The organism is Arsukibacterium sp. UBA5043 (assembly GCA_002415085.1).
Lineage (GTDB): Bacteria > Pseudomonadota > Gammaproteobacteria > Enterobacterales > Alteromonadaceae > Alishewanella.
Genome location: DIBV01000001.1, coordinates 270,532 through 292,200 on the forward strand (window position 1 = coordinate 270,532; position 21,669 = coordinate 292,200).

Annotated in this window: 23 protein-coding genes; 14 read left to right on the forward strand and 9 right to left on the reverse strand. The window is 49.2% G+C overall.

The features are described from left to right. Window positions 1–5 precede the first annotated feature (5 nt). From B2Q61_RS01225 to B2Q61_RS01255, 7 genes are all read right to left on the reverse strand, one after another. Entirely contained in the window at window positions 6–707 is a 702-nt protein-coding gene (locus tag B2Q61_RS01225) for a CoA transferase subunit A (RefSeq protein WP_290616592.1), read from the reverse strand. 379 nt (window positions 708–1,086) lie between these two features. Continuing rightward, on the reverse strand, window positions 1,087–2,004 hold the full coding sequence (locus tag B2Q61_RS01230; protein ID WP_290616591.1) for a hydroxymethylglutaryl-CoA lyase: 918 nt from the start codon (window positions 2,002–2,004) through the stop codon (window positions 1,087–1,089). Beyond that, complete coding sequence (locus tag B2Q61_RS01235; protein ID WP_290616589.1) at window positions 2,001–3,986, reverse strand: acetyl/propionyl/methylcrotonyl-CoA carboxylase subunit alpha; 1,986 nt, start codon at window positions 3,984–3,986, stop codon at window positions 2,001–2,003. Before B2Q61_RS01235 ends, B2Q61_RS01230 begins: the two co-directional genes overlap by 4 nt. Before the next feature lie 2 nt (window positions 3,987–3,988). After that, complete coding sequence (locus tag B2Q61_RS01240) at window positions 3,989–4,960, reverse strand: enoyl-CoA hydratase/isomerase family protein (RefSeq protein ID WP_290622456.1); 972 nt, start codon at window positions 4,958–4,960, stop codon at window positions 3,989–3,991. 203 nt (window positions 4,961–5,163) lie between these two features. Continuing rightward, complete coding sequence (locus B2Q61_RS01245; protein WP_290616585.1) at window positions 5,164–6,771, reverse strand: carboxyl transferase domain-containing protein; 1,608 nt, start codon at window positions 6,769–6,771, stop codon at window positions 5,164–5,166. 1 nt (window position 6,772) lies between these two features. Continuing rightward, window positions 6,773–7,942 carry an isovaleryl-CoA dehydrogenase gene (locus B2Q61_RS01250; protein ID WP_290616583.1) on the reverse strand — a complete coding sequence of 390 codons (1,170 nt, stop codon included), beginning with the start codon at window positions 7,940–7,942 and terminating at the stop codon, window positions 6,773–6,775. 34 nt (window positions 7,943–7,976) lie between these two features. Continuing rightward, a complete protein-coding gene (locus B2Q61_RS01255; RefSeq protein WP_214000939.1) occupies window positions 7,977–8,381 on the reverse strand; it encodes a MerR family transcriptional regulator in 405 nt (134 codons plus the stop codon). Window positions 8,382–8,658: 277 nt separating this feature from the next. Between B2Q61_RS01255 and B2Q61_RS01260 the strand changes: the two genes are divergently transcribed. The 10 genes from B2Q61_RS01260 (at window position 8,659) to B2Q61_RS01305 (ending at window position 18,700) form a co-directional block, all read left to right on the forward strand. Continuing rightward, window positions 8,659–9,840 (forward strand): acetyl-CoA C-acyltransferase, encoded by a 1,182-nt coding sequence (locus B2Q61_RS01260; protein ID WP_290616579.1) that lies wholly within the window; start codon window positions 8,659–8,661, stop codon window positions 9,838–9,840. 225 nt (window positions 9,841–10,065) lie between these two features. Continuing rightward, window positions 10,066–11,562, forward strand: a complete 1,497-nt coding sequence (locus B2Q61_RS01265; protein WP_290616577.1) for a CoA-acylating methylmalonate-semialdehyde dehydrogenase — start codon at window positions 10,066–10,068, stop codon at window positions 11,560–11,562. A gap of 183 nt (window positions 11,563–11,745) precedes the next feature. Continuing rightward, window positions 11,746–12,903, forward strand: coding sequence for an acyl-CoA dehydrogenase family protein (locus tag B2Q61_RS01270; RefSeq protein ID WP_290616575.1), 1,158 nt, complete (start codon window positions 11,746–11,748; stop codon window positions 12,901–12,903). Window positions 12,904–13,083: 180 nt separating this feature from the next. Next, complete coding sequence (locus B2Q61_RS01275) at window positions 13,084–13,857, forward strand: enoyl-CoA hydratase (RefSeq protein ID WP_290616573.1); 774 nt, start codon at window positions 13,084–13,086, stop codon at window positions 13,855–13,857. 5 nt (window positions 13,858–13,862) lie between these two features. Further along, window positions 13,863–14,999 carry an enoyl-CoA hydratase/isomerase family protein gene (locus tag B2Q61_RS01280; protein ID WP_290616571.1) on the forward strand — a complete coding sequence of 379 codons (1,137 nt, stop codon included), beginning with the start codon at window positions 13,863–13,865 and terminating at the stop codon, window positions 14,997–14,999. 29 nt (window positions 15,000–15,028) lie between these two features. Beyond that, complete coding sequence (gene mmsB, locus B2Q61_RS01285) at window positions 15,029–15,916, forward strand: 3-hydroxyisobutyrate dehydrogenase (RefSeq protein WP_290616569.1); 888 nt, start codon at window positions 15,029–15,031, stop codon at window positions 15,914–15,916. Then, window positions 15,917–16,675, forward strand: coding sequence for an SDR family oxidoreductase (locus B2Q61_RS01290; RefSeq protein ID WP_290616567.1), 759 nt, complete (start codon window positions 15,917–15,919; stop codon window positions 16,673–16,675). Window positions 16,676–16,963: 288 nt separating this feature from the next. Further along, complete coding sequence (locus tag B2Q61_RS01295; protein WP_290616565.1) at window positions 16,964–17,413, forward strand: hypothetical protein; 450 nt, start codon at window positions 16,964–16,966, stop codon at window positions 17,411–17,413. 181 nt (window positions 17,414–17,594) lie between these two features. Next, window positions 17,595–18,038, forward strand: coding sequence for a nuclear transport factor 2 family protein (locus tag B2Q61_RS01300; RefSeq protein ID WP_290616563.1), 444 nt, complete (start codon window positions 17,595–17,597; stop codon window positions 18,036–18,038). Further along, window positions 17,996–18,700: a hypothetical protein gene (locus tag B2Q61_RS01305; RefSeq protein ID WP_290616561.1), complete on the forward strand. Its 705-nt coding sequence runs from the start codon at window positions 17,996–17,998 to the stop codon at window positions 18,698–18,700. Before B2Q61_RS01300 ends, B2Q61_RS01305 begins: the two co-directional genes overlap by 43 nt. A gap of 85 nt (window positions 18,701–18,785) precedes the next feature. Here B2Q61_RS01305 and B2Q61_RS01310 read toward each other — a convergent pair whose 3' ends face one another. Together B2Q61_RS01310 and B2Q61_RS01315 are read right to left on the reverse strand one after the other, a co-directional pair. Then, on the reverse strand, window positions 18,786–19,082 hold the full coding sequence (locus B2Q61_RS01310) for a CcdB family protein (RefSeq protein ID WP_290616559.1): 297 nt from the start codon (window positions 19,080–19,082) through the stop codon (window positions 18,786–18,788). Beyond that, on the reverse strand, window positions 19,082–19,327 hold the full coding sequence (locus B2Q61_RS01315) for a type II toxin-antitoxin system CcdA family antitoxin (protein WP_290616557.1): 246 nt from the start codon (window positions 19,325–19,327) through the stop codon (window positions 19,082–19,084). The genes B2Q61_RS01310 and B2Q61_RS01315 overlap by 1 nt, the downstream gene beginning before the upstream one ends. A 293-nt stretch (window positions 19,328–19,620) precedes the next feature. On the opposite strand from B2Q61_RS01315, the gene B2Q61_RS01320 reads away from it, so the two are divergent. The 4 genes from B2Q61_RS01320 to B2Q61_RS01335 all read left to right on the forward strand — a co-directional run bounded on the left by B2Q61_RS01320 (window position 19,621) and on the right by B2Q61_RS01335 (window position 21,651). Next, window positions 19,621–19,995, forward strand: coding sequence for a VOC family protein (locus B2Q61_RS01320; RefSeq protein ID WP_290616555.1), 375 nt, complete (start codon window positions 19,621–19,623; stop codon window positions 19,993–19,995). 16 nt (window positions 19,996–20,011) lie between these two features. Then, window positions 20,012–20,467 carry an SRPBCC family protein gene (locus tag B2Q61_RS01325; protein WP_290616553.1) on the forward strand — a complete coding sequence of 152 codons (456 nt, stop codon included), beginning with the start codon at window positions 20,012–20,014 and terminating at the stop codon, window positions 20,465–20,467. A 108-nt stretch (window positions 20,468–20,575) separates the two neighbouring features. Further along, window positions 20,576–21,247 carry a signal peptidase I gene (gene lepB / locus B2Q61_RS01330; RefSeq protein WP_290616551.1) on the forward strand — a complete coding sequence of 224 codons (672 nt, stop codon included), beginning with the start codon at window positions 20,576–20,578 and terminating at the stop codon, window positions 21,245–21,247. Window positions 21,248–21,501: 254 nt separating this feature from the next. Continuing rightward, window positions 21,502–21,651, forward strand: a complete 150-nt coding sequence (locus tag B2Q61_RS01335; RefSeq protein WP_290616549.1) for a hypothetical protein — start codon at window positions 21,502–21,504, stop codon at window positions 21,649–21,651. The last annotated feature ends 18 nt before the right edge of the window (window positions 21,652–21,669 follow it).

Consider the following 21,669-nt stretch of genomic DNA (forward strand, 5'->3'; position numbering starts at 1 on the left):
CCTCCTTAACCTTGCCGCACCATACGACGTTCGATGCGTTTTTCAAAGCTGCCTTTGATCACACGCTGCACGTAAATACCCGGGGTGTGAATTTGCGAGGGTTCCAGCTCGCCCGGCTCGACAATTTCTTCTACTTCCGCCACGGTAATTTTACCGGCGGTTGCGGCCATCGGGTTAAAGTTCATCGAGGTGTGACGGAAAACCAGGTTGCCGTAACGGTCGGCTTTCCAGGCGCGCACTATGGCAAAGTCGCCGGTAATGGCGGGCTCAAGCACATAATTGCGACCATTAATCTCGCGGGTTTCTTTGTTTTCTGCAACGGGCGTACCGTAGCCGGTAGCGGTGAAAAAGGCCGGTATACCAGCACCGCCGGCGCGCATTTTCTCAGCAAGGGTGCCTTGCGGCGTCAATTCCACTTCCAGCTCGCCGCTGAGCAGTTGCTTTTCAAACAGGGCGTTTTCACCAACATAAGAGGCAACCATTTTCTTGATTTGGCGGTCTTCCAGCAAAATGCCCAGGCCGAAGCCGTCAACACCGCAGTTGTTGGACACTACCGTTAAATCGGTGGTACCCATTTTTTTAATCTGGGCAATTAAGCCTTCCGGAATACCACATAAACCAAAGCCACCGGCAATAACGGTCATCCCGTCCTGCAGGCCGGCCATGGCGTCTTCGTAGCTATGTACGACTTTATTAAACCCTGCCATTTGTTGTCCTCTGTTCGTTGCTGAACTTTAACGAAAACTTATGTGTTAAATTACCGGTAATCACTCCGTGCAACTTTGCCAGAACACGCCGTAAATACCTCCATGTAGGCTCCTGTTTTTCATCCATGAAAAACACGGTTCCGGCTAAAGTGCACTGCGCGCTTACCTGCTCAGATGAAACAGGCGAGTGCGGATGTGTTTTTTCTGAGACCGTTGAAGCCCTGGACGGGCGGACAAATTCGTCAGGAACGAATTTGAACAGCTCCGCTGGTCCGCAAGGGTGAACTTCACGGATGAAGTTCATAAACGAGCCCCCATGGATGGGTTCACGGCGTGTCGCAGAAAAAATACACGTAGCAATTGCCGGGATGCTGCGAAATTACTTTGCGTTAGTTTGCTTGCACTTAGCCTTAAGTGCCAATCCTACTTTAGAACTAGGCTGCTTGCCGAGCTTAGCGGTAATAAACCAGCCTGCCTCTGCCAGCGCTGTTAAATCTATACCATGCGAAATGCCAAGGCCATTAAGTAAGTAGACTACATCTTCAGTCGCCACATTGCCTGACGCTCCGGCTGCATAGGGGCAGCCGCCCAAACCGGCTACCGCGCTGTCGATAATGCTGATGCCACGGCTAAGCGCCACATAAATATTAGTCAGGGCCTGAGCATAAGTATCATGAAAATGCACCGCCAGTTTGTCTGCCGGCACCACAGCCAGCACAGCATCAAGCATCGCGTTAACAGTGTTAGGTGTGCCGACACCGATGGTATCGCCCAGTGACACTTCATAGCAGCCCATTTCAATCAGCGCTTTGGCGACTCGGGCCACTTCTGAAGGTGCCACTTCACCCTGGTAGGGGCAGCCGACCACACAGGATACATAACCGCGCACCTTAATGCCGTCTGCCTGCGCTGCTGCCAGTACCGGTGCAAAGCGCTCCAGGCTTTCGCTGATGGAACAGTTAATATTTTTCTGACTGAATGCCTCTGATGCGGCACCAAAAATCGCCACTTCAGTGGCGCCAGCAGCCTTGGCCGCTTCATAGCCTTTTAAATTCGGGGTAAGCGCTGCATATGTCACACCTGTTTTGCGGGAAATGCCGGCAAATACGTCACCGGAGTCTGCCATTTGTGGCACCCATTTGGGCGAGACAAAGGCACCGCTTTCAATGTAACTGTGGCCGGCTGCACTTAGCTTATCGATAAGCGCTATTTTATCGGCAGTGCTGACACCTTGCTCGTTTTGCAGGCCATCACGCGGGCCTACTTCCACTATCCGAACGCGTTGCGGTAAGCTCATGCTTCCTCCGGCGTAAAATCGACCAGCTCGGCACCATCTTTTACCAGATCGCCGGCGCTGTAAAATACCTCATTTACCACGCCATCTTTGGGCGCTTTAATGCTGTATTCCATTTTCATCGCCTCCATAATTACCAGGGTTTCACCGGCTTTAACATTAGCACCGGCTTTGGCCATAACCGCTACAATAGTGCCATTCATTGGCGCGGTTAAACTGCCGGCATGCTCACTGCCGTCAAGCTCTGGTGTTACTTCTGTGCGGTAAATAAAATCATAGCGGTGATGCTTAATAAAGACGCTGATGGTGTCTTCATAGCGGCTGACCCGCACCTTGGTTTTATGATCGCCAAGCGTTGCACTGAGTTCATCACCATCAAGCTGCGCCTGGCAGTTTATCTGCTGGCCCTGCAACTCAACGACATAATGCTGTTGCTGCTCACGGATGATCAGTTGCTCAGCTTTATCGTTATAAATTAAATTCAGCAGCACAGTCGGTGTTTCATTTAAGCGCCAGCCATGGCTGTATTGCCACGGGCTTAAGCTGCTGCCGGCTGCAACCGGCGCTTTTTGCTGCTCCAGAATAAATAAGGCTGCCAGCACCAGCGCCTGGTTGTTTTCTTTGTTGGCTGGTGCGAACAGCGTGTCCTGATGATGATTAATAAAGTTGGTATCAAGCTCAGCGGCTTTAAACGCCGGGTGCTCGGTTAAGCTGGTTAAAAAGCTTAAGTTAGTGGTAACACCGGCAATCCGGTAATCGTCCAGCGCGCGTAACATCCGGGCAATGGCCCGGTCGCGGCTTTCATCCCAGACAATCAGTTTGGCAATCATCGGGTCGTAATAGGGTGACACTTCGTCATTTTCGACCACGCCGGTATCCACTCTTACATGACGGCTGGCTTCAGGCTGGCGTAAATAAGTCAGCTTACCGGTTTGTGGCAGAAAGTCGTTATCCGGATCTTCCGCGTACACCCTGACTTCAATGGCATGGCCATCAATCTGTACTTCATGCTGGCTAAGGGGTAATTTTTCGCCTGCAGCAACTAACAGCTGCCATTTAACCAGATCCTGCCCGGTGATCATTTCTGTTACCGGATGCTCTACCTGCAAGCGGGTATTCATTTCCATAAAATAGAACGAGCCGTCTTCATCAAACAGAAACTCAACGGTACCGGCGCCGCGATAATCGATAGCTTTGGCAGCTTTTACCGCAGCTTCACCCATGGCTTTGCGCTGCTCACTGCTGAAATTTGGTGCGGGCGCTTCTTCAATGACTTTCTGGTGACGGCGCTGAATAGAACAGTCACGCTCTGCTAAATACACGGCATTGCCGTGGTTATCACAAAATACCTGAATTTCAATATGCCGCGGTTTGGTCAAATAGCGCTCTATCAGCATTTTATCATTGCCAAAGCCGGCTTTAGCTTCACGCCGGGCACTGGCCAGGGCATCACTGAATTCTTGCTTTTTCCAGACCACCCGCATGCCTTTACCGCCGCCACCATAGGCCGCTTTTAACAGCTGTGGGTAACCCACTTTAGCCGACTCGCTGCTAAGCTTTTCATCTGACTGATCATCACCATGATAACCGGGCACCAGCGGTACCCCGGCATCGGCCATAATTTTCTTGGCTGCGCTTTTCGAGCCCATGGCGGTAATGGCGCCCACTGGTGGGCCGATGAACACTACGTTGGCATCAGAACAGGCTTTGGCGAAGTCTTCGTTTTCAGATAAAAAGCCATAGCCCGGGTGAATGGCCTCTGCACCGCTTTGTTTGGCAATATCGATAATTTTATCGCTGCGCAGATAAGAGTCTTTACTTGGCGCAGGACCAAGCAGATAGGCTTCGTCTGCCATCCGCACATGGCGGGCATTGGCATCGGCCTCTGAATACACTGCTACGCAACGAATGCCCAGTTTATGAGCGGTATCGATAACCCGACAGGCAATTTCGCCACGGTTAGCTACTAATATTTTGCGGAACATACTTATTTGTCCTGTGAGGTATTATCTAACCAGCCCGGGCGGCGTTTTTCCAGAAAAGCACTCAGGCCTTCCTGACCTTCCTCTGACACCCGGATTTCGGCAATGGCCTGGGTGGTATGCGCCACCACATTGTTGCTGATTTTGCGGTTATAAATATTGTGAATAAGGGTTTTTGCCGCACTGATAGCTGCCGGGCTGTTTTGCAGCAGGCTATTAATCATGCCATCGGCTTTTTCTGCCAGCTCAGCGGCGCTGGTTACCTCGTGCAGCAACCCGAGCTCTTTTGCCGTGGCGGCACTAAAGCGCTCGGCGGTTAAAAAATAACGCCGGCTTTGCCGCTCACTGAGTGCACGCATTACATAGGGGCTGATAACGGCAGGAATAAGGCCTATTTTAACTTCGCTTAAACAGAAGCTGGCATTGTCGCTTGCCAGTGCGATATCACAGCAGGCAACCAGGCCAACGGCGCCGCCAAAAGCTGCACCTTGCACCACGGCCACGGTGGCCTTAGGGAATTTATCCAGTTTGTGCATTAAGCTGGCCAGTTCGTTGGCGTCATCCAGATTTTGCTCGTAGTCTTTTTCAGCCATTGAGCGCATCCAGTTTAAATCGGCGCCGGCAGAGAAGTTTTTGCCATTGGCGTTTAACAGCAACAGCCGCACGTCCGGATTAGCAGCCAGCTGGTCGAGCACCTGAATAAGCTCGGCAATCATCAGATCGTCAAAGGCGTTATGCACTTCGGGCCGGTTTAACGTTAAGCTGGCCACGCCGCGCTGGTCGATACTTACTTGGGTGTAAACCTGATTCATTTTCTCTCCGAAAGTGTTAATGCCTGCTTCAGTTCTCTCAACCGTCAATCGCATCTCTCCGATATCGCGGCTGCTGCGTGTTTGGCTTTTATCTGCCGGCAATCGCGCCGTACAACTTTGCCAGAACACGCCGTAAACCCATCCATGGGGGCTCCTGTTTTTCATCCATGAAAAACACGGTTCTGGCCAAAGTGTACTGTGCGCTTGCCTCTATCGCCGATCCAGCAAGCGCGTATGTGCTTTTTTCTGAGACCGTTGCAGGCCATGGATGGCCGGAAGCGAGCCCCATGGACGGTTTATGGCGTGTCGCAGAAAAAATGCACGGAGCGATGGCGGTTTCGATAACCACCAAAGCGCCTTTCAACGAGCTACATCCGAAACACGCCAAACTTCGTCTCTTCAATTGGAGCATTTAAGGCTGCGGCCAACGCCAGGCCCACGGTCATCCGGGTTTGTGCCGGGTCAATAATGCCGTCATCCCACAAACGCCCGCTGGCGTAGTAGGGGTGACCCTGTTTCTCATACTGCTCAATAATCGGTTTTTTAAGCGCTTGTTCTGCATCGCTTGATAAGGTTTCGCCTTTGCGCGCCAGACCATCTTTAGTAACCTGCGCCATTACGCCGGCGGCCTGCTCGCCACCCATTACTGAAATACGGGCGTTGGGCCACATCCACATCATGGTCGGATCATAGGCGCGGCCACACATACCATAGTTACCGGCGCCATAGCTGCCGCCAATTAACACAGTAAACTTAGGCACTTTGGCGCAGCTTACCGCCATCACCATTTTGGCACCATGTTTGGCAATCCCTTCAGCTTCATACTTTTTACCCACCATAAAGCCGGTAATATTCTGCAGGAATAACAGCGGAATTTTACGCTGGGCGCACAATTCAATAAAGTGAGCGCCTTTCTGCGCTGATTCTGAGAATAAAATCCCATTATTGGCGACGATGCCGACCGGATAGCCGAAGATGCGTGCAAAACCGCAAACTAAAGTGGCACCATAGTATTGTTTAAATTCATCAAAATCAGAGCCATCAACCAGCCGGGCAATTACTTCTTTAACATCAAATGGCTTACGAAGGTCAGTGCCGACAATGCCGTACAGCTCTTTGGCATCGTATAGCGGCTCTTGCGGCGCTTTAACGTCCATTGGCTCTGGCGCAGGCCGGTTTAACCGTGATACGGCATTGCGGGCCAGCTGCAGGGCGTGCTCGTCATTTAATGCATAATGATCGGCCACACCGGAAATTTTACAGTGGACATCGGCACCGCCAAGTTCCTCAGCCGACACTTCCTCACCGGTAGCGGCTTTCACCAGTGGCGGGCCGGCTAAAAAGATAGTGCCTTGCTCTTTAACGATAATACTCTCGTCTGCCATTGCTGGCACATAAGCGCCACCGGCAGTACACAGGCCCATTACCACGGCAATTTGCGGAATGCCTTTGGCTGACATATTGGCCTGATTAAAGAAAATCCGGCCAAAATGCAGTTTGTCAGGAAATACATCATCCTGGCGGGGCAGGTTGGCACCGCCGGAGTCGACCAGATAAATGCAGGGCAGGTGACAGCGCTCGGCGATTTCCTGCGCCCGTAAGTGTTTTTTCACGGTAAGCGGGTAGTAAGTACCGCCTTTCACGGTGGCGTCGTTGGCGACAATCATGCACTCGACACCGCTAACCCGGCCGATACCGGCCACTACGCCCGCACTTGGCACGTAATCTTCGTAACATTCCCAGCCGGCAAACTGGCCCACTTCTAAAAAGGGTGAACCCGGGTCGAGCAGCTTCTGAATGCGCTCACGGACAAACAATTTACCGCGGGCTGTATGGCGGGCAATTAACGCCTCACCGCCGCCGAGTTTAATTTGCTGTACCTTGCCGTTCAGATCGTCCACTACGGCTTGCATCGCCTCAGCGTTTTTCTGAAATTCTTCAGTACGCGGATTAATTTTGCTAACGATCTTGGTCATATCAGTTCGACTCAGTAAATAACTCGCGGCCAATTAACATGCGGCGAATTTCAGAGGTGCCGGCGCCAATTTCATACAGCTTGGCGTCACGCAGTAAACGGCCGGTAGGGTATTCGTTAATGTAACCATTACCACCCAGTAATTGAATGGCATCCAGTGCCATCTTGGTGGCAAGCTCTGCCGAGTACAGAATCACGGCTGCAGCGTCTTTGCGGGTGGTTTCACCGCGGTCACAGGCTTTGGCCACGGTATAAACGTAAGATTTAGCAGCATTCATCTGGGTATACATATCGGCGAGTTTGCCTTGTACCAGCTGGAATTCACCGATAGCCTGGCCAAACTGTTTGCGGTCGTGAATATAAGGTACCACCACGTCCATACAGGCCTGCATAATGCCCAGCGGGCCGGCCGATAACACTACGCGCTCGTAGTCCAGGCCGCTCATTAATACCTTCACACCACCGCCAATCTGGCCCAGTACGTTCTCAGCGGGTACTTCACAGTCTTCAAATACCAGCTCACAGGTATTAGAGCCGCGCATGCCTAATTTATCCAATTTCTGGGCGGTGCTGAAGCCTTTAGTACCACGCTCAACAATAAAGGCGGTAATGCCTTTACTGCCGGCATTAATATCGGTTTTGGCGTAAATAACATAGGTATGCGCATCCGGGCCGTTGGTGATCCACATTTTATTGCCGTTTAAAATGTAGATATCGCCTTTTTTCTCGGCACGCAGTTTCATACTGACCACGTCTGAGCCGGCGTTTGGCTCACTCATTGCCAGGGCGCCAATATGCTCGCCAGAACACAGCTTTGGCAGATACTTCATTTTCTGGGCTTCAGTACCATTGCGGAATATCTGGTTTACACACAGATTGGAATGCGCACCATAAGATAAGCCAACTGAAGCAGAGGCGCGGCTGATTTCTTCCAGGGCCACCACATGCTCTAAATAACCGAGGTTTGATCCGCCATATTTTTCATCAACGGTAATGCCAAGCAGGCCTAAATCACCAAATTTACGCCATAATTCATTCGGGAATTCGTTAACCTGGTCAATGTGTTCAGCCCGTGGGGCTATTTCTTCCCGGGCAAAGGCATTAACCTGCTCGCGGATCATATCGACGGTTTCGCCTAAATCGAAGTTAAGGCCTTTGTAACTGCTAATCATGGTAAATCCCCGTTTGCTAAATGCTGAAAACCGCCTAGGCGGTTTTGGATTGTTTGGCGTCGGCTAAGGTATCGCGGCAACGTTTTTCAACCGTTACCAGCTCCATTAGCACCACTTTGATATCGTCCAGTTGCTGATGCAGTTCGCTCTTTTTCTGCTCAATTAATTTCAGCATGGTATTTAATTGGGTAACGCTGCTTTTATCCGCGTCGTACAATTCAAACAGCTGGCCGGTTTCAGCCAGGCTAAAACCCAGCCGCTTGCCGCGCAGGATAAGTTTTAAGCGTACCCGGTCACGTTTGCTGTAAATGCGGGTCTGGCCATTACGCAGGGGCGTAAGCAGCCGCTGGTCTTCGTAAAACCGAATGCTGCGGGTAGTAATATCGAACTCTTTCGCCAGCTCGCTGATACTGTAGGTTTTTTCTTCTTTTTCTGTCATAACCGCCTTCCCGAAAAACGCCATCAACTATAAGTGAAGTTTACGTAAAGGTAAAGCTGATGGCAGGCGATGAAAATCATCAAAATGTCGATTAGGCTGGCTTTGTAAAGCAAAAATGCCAGAGTTTGCTGGTCCGACTGTACAGTTTACTGCACCATTTCCCGAACTCTAAACCGCTGACACTACCATAGTGTTAGATAGTTGACGTTGGCGTAAACGTAAATTTGGTGTAGGCTCTTGGGCATCTTTTCAGGCCAACCTTAAACAGGAGAGCGAAATGGCTTCGGATAATATTGTAATTGTTGCGGCAAAACGAACTGCTATCGGCGGCTTTATGGGCGGCTTAACAGGTGTTGATGCCACTGTCCTGGGGGCCACTGCCATTAAAGCTGCGCTGGAGCAGGCAGGGATCAGTACCGATAAAGTTAACGAAGTAATTATGGGTAATGTGTTGCCAGCTGGCTTAGGTCAGGCGCCGGCACGGCAAGCAATGTTAAAAGCAGGCCTACCTCTGGCTGCGGGCGCTCTTACCATAAACAAAGTATGTGGTTCTGGTTTAAAAGCGGTCATGCTGGCCAACGACTTGCTGATTGCCGGCAGCGCCGATGTCGTCGTCGCCGGTGGCATGGAGTCAATGTCAAATGCACCTTATCTGCTGCCAAAAGCCCGCGCCGGTTACCGGATGGGGCATGGCGAAATTAAAGACCATATGATGCTCGATGGTCTGGAAAACGCCTATGACGGTAAAGCCATGGGCTGTTTTGCCCAGGACACGGCTAATGACAAAAATATCACCCGCGAGCAGATGGATGCTTTTGCGGTGCAATCGACCACCCGTGCTCAGCAGGCCATTGCCAATGGTGATTTTGCGGCCGAAATTACCCCGGTTACTTTTAATACCCGCAAAGGCGACGTTACCTTTAACGTAGATGAAGAGCCTGGCAACGCCAAACTGGATAAAATTCCTGGCTTACGGCCGGCTTTTGCCAAAGACGGCACCATTACCGCAGCTAATTCCAGCTCAATTTCTGACGGTGCAGCAGCGCTGATTTTAATGCGCGAGTCCGATGCCAAAGCGCAAGGTGTTAAGCCATTAGCTCGGGTCGTGGCTCATACCACTAATTCGATGGAACCGGCACTGTTTACTGTTGCGCCGGTTGGCGCCATGCAAAAAGTATTGAAAAAGGCTGGCTGGGACAAAGAGCAGGTTGATTTATGGGAAATTAATGAAGCCTTTGCCATGGTAACCATGCTGGCCATTAACGAACTGGGTCTTGATGAGGCCAAAGTAAACGTTAACGGCGGTGCTTGCGCCCTGGGACATCCGATTGGTGCTTCAGGTGCCCGTATTCTGGTTACCCTTATTCATGCCCTGCGTAACCGCGGCCTGAGCAAAGGCGTAGCCTCGCTGTGTATTGGTGGCGGTGAAGCCGTGGCCTTGGCAGTTGAAGTTCTGTAACTGCGTTAAATACAAGAACAAGTGTGAGGTTGGAATCCCGTTAGCGCAGCCACAGAGTGTCTGAGTGAGCGAAAGCGAGCGAGTTGCTGTGGCGAGCACAACGGGAATTGCAACCGGTAACGTTGCACTGAATGAACAAGCTTTAAATTACAGTGTGCCAGCTTATTTTAATAATTAGATCTATTAGCGCGCTGGCAACACCCCCTAACAACCGGGAGAAGCAATATGACACAACAGGTTAAGCATTTTATCGACGGCGAGTTCGTCACCTCAAACAGTGACAAACTGATCCCCGTCACCAACCCGGCTACCCAGGAAGTGATAGCGCAGGTGCCTTGCGCCACGCAGGAAGAGATGACCCGGGCGGTAGAATCAGCCAAAGCAGCTTTTTTAACGTGGAAAGAAGTACCGGTATCCGAGCGCGCCCGTTTAATGATGCGCTTTGCCCATTTATTAAAAGAGCACCAGGGTGAAATAGCTGACATTATCTGCCAGGAACTGGGTAAAACCGTCGAAGACGCCAAAGGCGATGTCTGGCGTGGAATTGAAGTTGTCGAACAGGCGGCCAATATTCCCTCATTAATGATGGGCGAAACGGTAGAGAACGTGGCGCGCAGCATCGACACTTACAGCTACATTCAGCCACTGGGCGTGTGTGCCGGAATTACCCCGTTTAACTTCCCGGCGATGATCCCGCTGTGGATGTTCCCGATGGCGATTGCCTGCGGTAATACCTTTATCTTAAAACCGTCAGAACAAGACCCGATGACGGTTAATAAAATTGCCGAGCTGTTCGTTGAAGCTGGTGCACCGAAAGGTGTGTTGCAGGTAGTGCACGGTGCCAAAGAGCAGGTGGATGCGATACTGCACCACCCGGATATTAAAGCCATTTCGTTTGTTGGTTCGGTTAATGTCGGTCAGTATATCTATAAAACCGGCACCGATAACTTAAAACGGGTACAGGCGTTTGCCGGCGCGAAAAACCATATGGTAATAATGCCTGATGCCAATAAGCAGCAGGTGGTTAATGCTTTAGTGGGTGCCTCAGTCGGCGCAGCCGGTCAGCGGTGTATGGCTATTTCGGTGGCAGTTTTTGTTGGTACTGCGGCTGAATGGATACCTGAAGTTGCAGCTGCCATTGGTAAAGTACGTCCGGGTGTTTATACCGATCCTGATGCAGCTTACGGCCCGCAAATCAGCCCGCAGGCGCGTGCCCGTGTGTTGTCGTTAATTGAACAGGGTAAAAAAGAAGGCGCCACCTGTGTGCTGGATGGCTCTGACTGCAAAGTTGAAGGTTATCCGGATGGTAACTGGGTAGGCCCGACGGTGTTCAGCAATGTCACCACCGACATGGAAATCTATAAGCAGGAAATTTTTGGCCCGGTGTTAACCACCATGCAGGTACCGAGCCTGCAGGAAGCGCTGAAAGTGGTTAACGACAGCCCGTACGGTAACGGTACCTCTATCTTTACTGCCAGCGGCGCGGCTGCCCGTAAATACCAGCATGAAGTTGAGGTTGGTCAAGTGGGGATTAACATTCCGATCCCGGTGCCACTGCCATTCTTCTCCTTTACCGGCTGGAAAGGCTCGTTCTATGGCGACCAGCATGCTTATGGTAAGCAGGCAGTGCGTTTTTACACTGAAACCAAAACCATTACTGCCCGCTGGTTTGATGACAGTATTCCGGTATCTGGCCCGAATATGTCGATTAACTTACGGTAATAGAAGCGATACTACAGGCTTAGCTAACAGCTGAGCCTTTTAGAGGAGGCCAGCACACTTTGCACGCCAACACGCCGTAAACCCATCCTTGGGGGCTCGTTTCCGCCCGTCCAGGGCTTCAACGGTCGGCTTAGCAAAGTCTGTAGTCTTCATCAGACATCGGATTTAAATCAGGATGTAGTAATGAATTTTAATTTAACAGAAGACCAGCAAGCCTTTGTTGATGTGGCGAAACAGTTTGCCGAACAAGAACTGGCGCCACATGCCGCGCAGTGGGATCGGGATCATCACTTCCCGAAAGATGTTATTCAAAAAGCCGGCGAGCTGGGTTTTTGCTCGCTGTATACCGCTGAAGAAGACGGTGGCATGGGCTTATCCCGCTTAGACTCGTCGATTATTTTCGAACAACTGGCGATGGGCTGTACCGCCACCACTGCCATGCTGACCATTCACAATATGGCCACCTGGATGATTGCTACCTGGGGTACCAGTGATGCAAAAGCCCAGTGGGTTGAGGATCTGGTTACCGGTCAGAAACTGGCATCATATTGTTTAACCGAGCCGGGTTCAGGCTCAGACGCGGCCGGGCTGCGCACCAGTGCCAAAAAAGATGGCAGCGATTATGTGCTAAATGGCTCGAAGATGTTTATCTCTGGTGCCGGCGAGACCGAAGTATTAGTGGTTATGGCCCGTACCGGCGAAGCTGGCCCTAAAGGCATTTCTGCCTTTATTGTGCCGGCCGATGCCAAAGGCGTGATTTATGGTAAAGCGGAAGAGAAAATGGGCTGGAATGCTCAGCCGACCCGCTTAATTACCTTTGAAGATGTGCGTATTCCGGCGCATTACCTGCTCGGTAATGAAGGTGAAGGCTTTGGTTTTGCCATGAAAGGCCTGGATGGCGGTCGGATTAATATCGCCACCTGTTCTATTGGCACCGCCCAACAGGCGTTAAATACCGCCCGTAACTATATGCTGGAGCGTCAGCAATTTGGTAAGCCACTGGCGGCGTTTCAGGCGCTGCAATTTAAACTGGCAGATATGGCCACTGAGCTCGTTGCGGCCCGCCAGTTAGTGCGCTTAGCAGCGTTTAAACTGGACCAGAAAGACGGCGAAGCAACTGCTTATTGCGCGATGGCCAAACGCTTTGCCACTGACGTCGGCTTTCAGGTGTGCGACCAGGCGTTGCAGCTGCACGGTGGCTACGGCTACATTAAGGAATATCCGCTGGAGCGGCATTTCCGTGATGTGCGGGTGCATCAGATTCTGGAAGGCACCAATGAAATTATGCGGCTGATTATTGGCCGGCGGTTACTGGATGAAGCCGCAGGCGACATTCTGTAACACGTATCTGATTTAATTTAGTGAATTAACACCGGAGGAGGAATAGCCTTGTTCTAAAGCGACCGTTGCAGGCCATGGATGGCCGGAACCGAGCCCCATGGATGGTTTATAGCGTGTCGCTGTGGACAAGACTGTTTCTCCTGGCTCACTTGCTAAGTGATGCTACAAAAGGAGACTGGAATGGCTCAATTAAAACTGGAAAAGCGTGGTCACACAGCGCTTATCACCATGGCAAACCCGCCTGCCAACACCTGGACTCAGGCCAGCTTAACCGAGCTGCGCGATACGGTTCATAGCCTTAACAACGATAAAAATATTTATGCGTTAGTCATCACCGGGGAAGGCGAAAAATTCTTTTCGGCCGGCGCCGATTTAAAAGTGTTTGCCGATGGTGATAAAGCTGTCGCCAGCGATATGGCGCGGATTTTTGGTGAAGCTTTTGAAGCATTAACTGCTTTTCGTGGCGTGTCGATTGCTGCCATCAACGGTTATGCGATGGGCGGCGGCTTAGAAGTCGCATTAGCGTGTGATATCCGCATTGCTGAGCAACAAGCACAAATGGCTTTGCCTGAAGCGAAAGTAGGCTTATTACCTTGCGCCGGTGGCACCCAGAATCTGGCATGGCTGGTCGGTGAAGGCTGGGCAAAACGGATGATTTTATGCGGCGAGAGGCTGAATGCTGAAAAAGCACTGCAAATTGGCCTGGTAGAAGAAGTGGTGGCCACCGGCACCGTATTAGACGCCGCACTGGCTCTGGCCGACAAAGTGGCTGGCCAAAGCCCGGTGGCGGTAACGGCCTGTAAAAAGCTTATTCAGCAAGGCCGCAGCGGTAATATCCAGGCTGCATTGCCGCTGGAGCGTGAATTGTTTGTCGGCTTGTTCGACACTAAAGATCAGGTGGAAGGGGTGCAGGCCTTTTTAGAAAAACGTCAGGCTAACTGGGTAAACGGGTGATGAGTATGAGTACAGACGTAGTGTTATATCAGGAACTTACGGCTGACAATGGCAAAAAAATTGCGGTTGCTACCTTAAACTCAGAAAAGTCGTTAAATGCGTTAAGTTTGCCGATGGTCGAGTCATTGCTGCCACAAATGCAGGCGTGGAAGGACGATCCGAGTATCGCCATGGTGTTATTGCAGGGCGCTGGCGATAAAGCGTTTTGTGCCGGCGGCGATATCCGTGACTTATATCAGGCGATGAAAGAAAGCCCGGATTACTATCATCCCTATGTCGAAGAGTTCTTTACCAAAGAATATACCCTGGATTACCTGATCCATACGTTTGATAAACCGGTGCTGGTCTGGGGTAACGGTATCGTCATGGGCGGTGGTCTTGGTCTGATGGCCGGCGCATCGCACCGGGTGGTGACCGGCAGCAGCCGGATAGCCATGCCGGAAATGGCAATTGGTTTATACCCCGACGTTGGCGCCAGCTGGTTTTTAAACCGGATGCCGCCAGGTTGTGGCATTTTCCTGGGGCTAACCGGCGCCTCGATTAATGCGGCAGATGCTAAATTTATTCATTTAGCTGATCATTTTATCGAACACGAAGATAAATCAGCGCTGGTGGACAAACTATTGACAGTGAAGTGGGGCGAAACTATTGCCCTGAATCATCAGAAATTATCCGATGTGCTGCGCAGTGCTGAAGAACAGTGCCGTACCAGGATGCCATTAAGCCAGATCCGGCCGCATCAGGGCGCTATCACTGCTCTTGATGACATTAGCAGCCTGCCGCAGGTTATTAGTGCTATCAATGCGATGGAAGGCGATGATAAATGGCTGGTTAAAGCCAAACAGTCGCTGGCCTATGGCAGCCCGATCACCGCGCATATTGTGTTTAAGCTGCTGCAACTGGGGCAAAGCAAAATACTGGCCGACAGTTTCCGGCTGGAGCTTGGTATTAGTGTGCAGTGTGGCCAGCTCGGCGAGTTTCAGGAAGGGGTGCGGGCACTGCTGATTGATAAAGACTTAACACCAGACTGGAAATATAAGCAGGTTGATGAAGTACCTGCAGATGTTATCGAGCTGCTGTTCAGCTCACCGTGGCCGGATAACGAGCATCCGTTAAAAGATCTGGGCTTGTTAGATAGTTAATTTACCAGGACAACTGCAAGGAATTTATTATGGCTAAAGTTGCGTTTATCGGTTTAGGAAACATGGGTGGCCCTATGGCCACTAACTTATTAAAAGCCGGCCACGATGTTATCGCCTTTGATTTATCAAAAGATGCACTGGCGCAAATTAAAGCGGAAGGCGCTAAAGTCGCTGATTCTGCCAGAGAGGCGGTAGGTCATACCGATTATGTTATTTCTATGCTGCCGGCAGGCAAGCATGTGATTGACCTGTATCTGGGCGAGCAGGGCATTGCCAGTGCGATCAGCAAGCAGGCGTTGGTCATTGACTGCTCTACGATTGATGCTGAAAGTGCCCGCACAGTAGGCACTGGCCTGGCTGAGCAGGGTATCGCTTTTATCGATGCACCGGTATCAGGCGGTGTTGGCGGTGCTAAAGCCGGTACCTTAACCTTTATTGTTGGCGGCTCGGCGCAGGATTTTGAAAATGCCCACACTGTTCTTAGCAATATGGGTAAAAACCTGTTTCACGCCGGTGCCATTGGCGCAGGTCAGGTTGCAAAGATCTGTAACAATATGCTGTTAAGTATATTAATGGCTGGTACCTCTGAAGCGCTGCAAATGGGCATTAATAATGGCCTGGATCCGAAAGTGTTGTCAGACATTATGTTGAAGAGCTCAGGCCGCAACTGGACGCTGGAGCTGTATAACCCTTGCCCGGGTGTGATGGACAATGTGCCAGCTTCGAATAGCTATCAGGGTGGCTTTATGGTTGATTTAATGGCCAAAGATTTAGGGCTGGCGCTGGAAGCTGCGAAACAAAGTAACAGCGATACCCCATTAGGTGAGCTGGCGCACCGTTTATATGTCAAGCATCAGCAGGCCGGCAACGGCAAACTGGATTTCTCCAGTATTTTTAAGATGTTGGAGAAGAAATAGATGAAGCTGAAAAATAAAACTATCGTTGTTACTGGCGGCGCTCAGGGCCTGGGCCTTGAAATGGCGCGGATGTGCGCTGCTGAGGGCGCGAAACTGGCATTAATTGATATGAATGCCGAGCAGTTAGCTGCCGCTAAAGCGGAGCTGTCAGCTAACACTACCGTGCATACCTATAGCGCCAATGTGGCTGACGAAGCCCAGGTTGAAGCGACGTTTAGTCAAATCGACAGCGATTTTAACGGTATCGACGGCCTGATTAACAACGCTGGCATCTTACGTGATGGTCTGCTGCTGAAATATAAAGACGGGGAGTTGCAAAGCAAAATGTCACTGGCCCAGTTTCAGTCAGTCATTGATGTCAACTTAACCGGCGTGTTCCTGTGTGGTCGTGAAGCAGCAGCCGTAATGGTTAAGCGTGGCACTAAAGGCGTTATTATTAATATGTCGAGCGTAGCCCGTGGCGGCAATATGGGCCAGACCAACTATGCGGCGTCCAAAGCCGGTGTTGTGGCAATGACCGTCACCTGGGCCCGTGAGCTCGGCCGTTTCGGCATTCGGGTAGGTGCTATTGCGCCGGGCGTTATCCGCACCGCGATGACCGATGCGATGAAACCAGAAGCGCGTGACCGCCTGGAGAAAATGAAACCGGTAGGCCGCCTGGGTGAAGCCAGTGAAATTGCCCACACCGCCAAGTACATTTTTGAAAATGACTTTTTCACCGGCCGCGTAATAGAAATTGATGGCGGCATCAGCATGTAAGCTGACTGTTTTGCATAAAAAAGACGCTGCGGCGTCTTTTTGTTTTTTTAACTAGTAGCTGATTAACTAAACTGGGCTTGGCTTCTGCATATGTGAAAGTTGTATCAACGCTTCGCGCATTTACCGGTAGTACATTATCAAATTCGGAAAAAAATATGACTGCAACTTCATGAAATTAAAAGTTATATTTGATATCGCAGCTTTTTCAGTATTTTCTACTATACTTCGGTGGCTCTTTGTTTATCTATGATGTGAGCAGTAATTATCATTCTTAAAAGGAAATTTATAATGAAAAATACCCTCATCACATTGTTATGCCTGGTTTTTAGTTTTGCAGTCTGTGCCAAAGACCGGTTAGAAGTCTATGAAGATTATGATATTGGTACTGAAATAACTGTGATCACTACCGTTAAAGTTGATCCCAATATGGGTGATGTCTATTTAGCCGGCCTGAAGAACAGCTGGGTAAAAGCCGTAAAAATTCAAAAAGAGTTAGGTTACATTAAAGACTGGAAAATCTTTGGCAGCGATCTGCCTAACAGCGGCGATTTCAATATGTTGTTAATGGTTACATTTAACAGTAGTGCTGATTTAGAGCCCAGCAAGAAAAAATACGATGCCTTTATGAAAAAATGGAGTGAGGCAGATGAAAAAATGTCGAATGAAATATCAGCTAAGTATCCTGAAGTAAGAACCATAACGGGTGAGTATCAACTACGTGAAATCATGATGAAATAATTTGTATACCGCTGTACTGAGGTATTTTCAGCAGATTTTTATACTCTTGCAGTTACAAAGTTTAATCGTAAAAACGCCAACATAACCCGTTGGCGTTTTTTATGGCGTCTTCTGTTAACTTTAATTCAAGTTATGTGATAGTTTAACTTATAAGAAATGGATACATAACAAGGAATTTGGCATGAAAATCAGCTTACTACTTGCCTCACTATTACTTACCCCGGCGTTAGTTACCCCAACGTTTGCTATCGCCGATGACAAAGCCGAACTTACTGCGCTACTGGGCGAGTTTTTAGATGGTGCCACCCGCAATGACCCGGCTATACACAACAAATACTGGGCTGATGAGCTTATTTACACCAGCTCAAGCGGTACCCGCTTTGGTAAAGCTGAGTTGATGCAATCGGTAAACAGTCGTGGTGAGCTAAAGCCCGATGAAATAGGCATGCGTTACAGCAGTGAAGATGTGCAAATTCTGCAGTACGGCGACACCGCGGTAGTCGCCTTTACCCTGGTAGGCACCTCAGATACCGAGACTCTGCGTTTTTTAAACAGCGGTACTTTTATTCGCAAAAATGGTAAGTGGCAGGCCGTGAATTGGCAGGCGACAAAGAGAGCGTATTAGTTTGCTGTGTTTTGTGTGCAGAAACGATTGAGTTTGGTCTGATTCAAGTTTCGAGGCCTGATCCTGCAAGCAGAAGTTTAACTGGTAAGAAAAGTCGTTATGTAATTTTATGGTATTCGCTTTACTCAAATTATTGGAGCGAAATGTTGATTACGAAAGATGTTAATTTCAAGCTCGAAGAAGCTTCGTTTCATATTGAATTGCTTTATTTGATACAGAAATCTCGTAAGTCTTTGACGCATATAGATGATCCGCTCAAAGAAGCATCTTATCTGTTTAGCGCGATTCTTAATGCCTTTTTTTCAGCCACTGAGATACTTAAAGGGAAAAACAAACCATTAGTTGCAGAGTTCAAGTGTTCGCATCCCGAAATATACGCGAGAGCAAAAGATGGTGGATTAAGGAATAAAACAGTTCATACAGAACACGTGGAGGTTAAATATTTAAATAAGCTCCCTCCAACACGAGGAATCGTAGTTCTCAGATTTAGTGAGTCCCCTAAACTAAGTAAGGGCGAGCAAAGTAAGGGAGTAGTTAAACTTAGATTTGAGAGAGTTATTTATGTAACCATAAACGGTAATTCGGTCTCTGCTGTAGATTTTTGCACTATTCATCTTTCGAAACTTAAATGCTTGGCTGATAGACTATTAGAAACTCATTAGTTTTAATTGTTATATGCAAGGGGTGTATTATTGATCTGACAGTGACCAGCATTTTCTTGTTAAATTGCAGCCACGTGCCTATCGTCTAAAACCCAATAAACAACATATCCAAGGCCTCAGACACTTCGTGCTGATGCTCCGCAAGGCTCGCTGCCGCTTGTTTTAACTCTGCTGCTGGGATCGCTGCCATAAATTGCGTCACCATTACCAGTTGCTGGCCGTCAATTTCAAACATCGGGTTTAAGCGGCTGGCAGGCTTTGGTGCATCGATACGAGGCAATAGGGGCACTACTACCCGGGTATTTAAGCCGGATAACAGGTCAGTCTGAACATCAAGCAGGTAACCGGCCGGGTTAGTTTTATAAACATCAAACCTAGCCATTAGAAGGTCCGGTACTGCGCAAGTGGCAGACCATGTTGATTAACAAATTTGTTTGAACTGTCAATTGCTTCGGCATTATTGTCCAGCCACAAGGCTTGTTTACGTTGTTTTATCGCTTCGGTAATTCCTATTTCGGCAGATTGCGACAAGTTTATACCAAGACTCTTTGCCTCCTGCAGCAGCGTGTTATCCAGTGATAGGTTAGTACGTTTTTTGGCAGGTGCAGTGATAGCAACGGAATTCATAACATACTCCAAGTGTTGGGGTGCGCATTAACAATACACAACATTAGTGTGGTATTCAAATTTCCGATGAGCAAAAATTGCGCTGAAACCTTTATGCTTACCTAAGTGCTTGGTTAGCTGAAAATAAAGTCAATAATAACAGTGCCAATCATCAGGTAAATAGAGAGGAATAAAACGGGGGCGAAACTCAGCCATTAAGATTTTTGGAAATAATTGCGGAAAAATAATTAGCCGCCATATATCTGCATTTATTCGGTTACACTTAAACGTATTTTTCAAACCGGAGCCGGTTTATGTCTGAACTACACGGCCATATTGGCCAGATTGCGTTAACAGTAAGCGATGTTAATAATGCCTTGCGGTTTTACCGCGATATTCTGGGCTTGCCTTTTTTATTTCAGCCATCGCCAGATTTGGCCTTTCTGCAAGCCGGCACTGTCCGGTTAATGCTTAGCACCCCACAGGGGGCGGGGGAGGTTGGCGAAAATTCAGTGTTGTATTTCACTGTTACAGATATCAGCGCTACCTATGCCAAACTGGTAGCCAATGGGGCCACGGCTGAGCGGCCACCTGTGCTGGCGGCGAAAATGCCGGATCATCAGCTTTGGCTTGGCTTTATCCGCGATTTTGATGGTAATCTGCTTGGCTTAATGGAAGAGATACGCTGATTAATGAGAATATTTAATGCGCAACGTAATAACGATAAACTTCAGTACAGTAATTAACGCGCCAGTAGAGCTGGTATGGCAGCGAATGTTTGATGATGCCGGTTTTCGCAACTGGACGTCGGCTTTTTGCGAAGGCTCTTATTTTGAAGGTAAGTGGCAGCAGGGCGAGCCCATCCGGTTTTTATCGCCATCGGGCGATGGTATGGTGGCAACTATTGCAGAACTTGAACCGCTTAACTTTGTGTCGATTAAACATATGGGCTTTGTGGTAGCGGGGAAGGATGACTTAAGCAGTGATGAGGTTACCAGTTGGGCACCGGCGTATGAAAATTACTATTTTAAAACGGTCGAAGATGGCACAGAGTTGAAAGTTGAGCAGGAAATTGACCCGTCATACCAGCAATTTATGACAGAAAAGTGGCCGCAGGCGCTGCAAAAACTGAAAACCTTATGTGAGCATACCGGAACTTGATTACACACGATAAGTCTGACTGACAGGTTACGATACTTGGTGACTGCCAGCGGTTTGTTATCGGTTTGTTATCGGTCTAAGCGGCGGGCAATTAATGCAGAGGAAGTGATGAATAAAATTAAACAGTTTTGGCGCAATAACCGTGGTTTTGTAGTGTTTATCGGCTTAATGCTGGTATTTAGAAGTGCAGTTGCCGATTGGAACGATGTGCCTTCTGGTTCAATGCAGCCAACGATTGAAATTGGCGACCGGATTTTAGTGAATAAAATGGCTTATGACGTGCGGTTGCCTTTTAGTACTGTGTCCTTGTTTAAGCTGGCCGATCCGAAACGCGGCGATATTGTTATTTTCGCGTCAGAAGCCGCAGAAAACCGTCTGGTGAAACGGGTGGTTGGTATGCCGGGTGATGTGGTGGCAATGCGGCAAAATGTGTTAACGATTAACGGCCGGCAACTGGCATATCATCAAGCGGAGGAGGCGACTGAAAAGCAGGCAGCCACTTTAAGCAGTGAAGTGCTGCTAACCGAGCAGCTTGGCAGTGTGGCCCACCCGGTTAAGCTGGCCCCGCTATCCAGTGTTCTGGCTGACTTTGCGCCGGTACAGGTGCCTGCGGGTCATTATCTGGTGCTGGGTGATAATCGCGATAACAGCGCTGACTCCAGGGTTATTGGTTTTGTACCAAGACATGAAATCGTCGGCCGTGCAGGCAAGGTGCTATTTTCTCTTGATTACGACAATTATTATTTGCCAAGGAGCGAGCGATTTCTGGCATCACTATAAAAGTGATGACTAGCATCAGATACCATTTGTCAGGGGGGCGGCGGGTAATATTTGCCAGTGCTAATTAGAAAAATTACATGATTTTTAACTGTAAATATGTTGTAAATTGGCTATGGCATTGGCTACATCCAACATTTACGCGGGTTAGAGGTGTTGTGCATTAACATGGCACTAACTATGCAAAGAAAAGTTGTGAATGGCCGTTCATAAAAGTAGTTAGATATTTAATTTAACTTATTAGCAGGAGCCCAATCATGGCTAATCAAAGAGACCAAGGTGGTCGTCCTTCAATGGACGAAGAAAAACGCCAAAGCGGTGCGAATAGAGATCAGAATAACCAACAGAAACCTGCCCAGCAAAAACCAGGAAATATTCCTGGTCAGAGCAACAAACCGGGACAGTAGATAGTTAATAAACGGTGA

Coding starts and splice junctions, on each gene's coding strand:
- B2Q61_RS01225 (WP_290616592.1), bottom strand. CDS start 707: ATGGCAGGGTTTAATAAAGTCGTACATAGCTACGAAGACGCCATGGCC.
- B2Q61_RS01230 (WP_290616591.1), bottom strand. CDS start 2,004: ATGAGCTTACCGCAACGCGTTCGGATAGTGGAAGTAGGCCCGCGTGAT.
- B2Q61_RS01235 (WP_290616589.1), bottom strand. CDS start 3,986: ATGTTCCGCAAAATATTAGTAGCTAACCGTGGCGAAATTGCCTGTCGG.
- B2Q61_RS01240 (WP_290622456.1), bottom strand. CDS start 4,960: ATGAAAAACAGGAGCCCCCATGGATGGGTTTACGGCGTGTTCTGGCAA.
- B2Q61_RS01245 (WP_290616585.1), bottom strand. CDS start 6,771: ATGACCAAGATCGTTAGCAAAATTAATCCGCGTACTGAAGAATTTCAG.
- B2Q61_RS01250 (WP_290616583.1), bottom strand. CDS start 7,942: ATGATTAGCAGTTACAAAGGCCTTAACTTCGATTTAGGCGAAACCGTC.
- B2Q61_RS01255 (WP_214000939.1), bottom strand. CDS start 8,381: ATGACAGAAAAAGAAGAAAAAACCTACAGTATCAGCGAGCTGGCGAAA.
- B2Q61_RS01260 (WP_290616579.1), top strand. CDS start 8,659: ATGGCTTCGGATAATATTGTAATTGTTGCGGCAAAACGAACTGCTATC.
- B2Q61_RS01265 (WP_290616577.1), top strand. CDS start 10,066: ATGACACAACAGGTTAAGCATTTTATCGACGGCGAGTTCGTCACCTCA.
- B2Q61_RS01270 (WP_290616575.1), top strand. CDS start 11,746: ATGAATTTTAATTTAACAGAAGACCAGCAAGCCTTTGTTGATGTGGCG.
- B2Q61_RS01275 (WP_290616573.1), top strand. CDS start 13,084: ATGGCTCAATTAAAACTGGAAAAGCGTGGTCACACAGCGCTTATCACC.
- B2Q61_RS01280 (WP_290616571.1), top strand. CDS start 13,863: ATGAGTACAGACGTAGTGTTATATCAGGAACTTACGGCTGACAATGGC.
- mmsB (WP_290616569.1), top strand. CDS start 15,029: ATGGCTAAAGTTGCGTTTATCGGTTTAGGAAACATGGGTGGCCCTATG.
- B2Q61_RS01290 (WP_290616567.1), top strand. CDS start 15,917: ATGAAGCTGAAAAATAAAACTATCGTTGTTACTGGCGGCGCTCAGGGC.
- B2Q61_RS01295 (WP_290616565.1), top strand. CDS start 16,964: ATGAAAAATACCCTCATCACATTGTTATGCCTGGTTTTTAGTTTTGCA.
- B2Q61_RS01300 (WP_290616563.1), top strand. CDS start 17,595: ATGAAAATCAGCTTACTACTTGCCTCACTATTACTTACCCCGGCGTTA.
- B2Q61_RS01310 (WP_290616559.1), bottom strand. CDS start 19,082: ATGGCTAGGTTTGATGTTTATAAAACTAACCCGGCCGGTTACCTGCTT.
- B2Q61_RS01315 (WP_290616557.1), bottom strand. CDS start 19,327: ATGAATTCCGTTGCTATCACTGCACCTGCCAAAAAACGTACTAACCTA.
- B2Q61_RS01320 (WP_290616555.1), top strand. CDS start 19,621: ATGTCTGAACTACACGGCCATATTGGCCAGATTGCGTTAACAGTAAGC.
- B2Q61_RS01325 (WP_290616553.1), top strand. CDS start 20,012: ATGCGCAACGTAATAACGATAAACTTCAGTACAGTAATTAACGCGCCA.
- lepB (WP_290616551.1), top strand. CDS start 20,576: ATGAATAAAATTAAACAGTTTTGGCGCAATAACCGTGGTTTTGTAGTG.
- B2Q61_RS01335 (WP_290616549.1), top strand. CDS start 21,502: ATGGCTAATCAAAGAGACCAAGGTGGTCGTCCTTCAATGGACGAAGAA.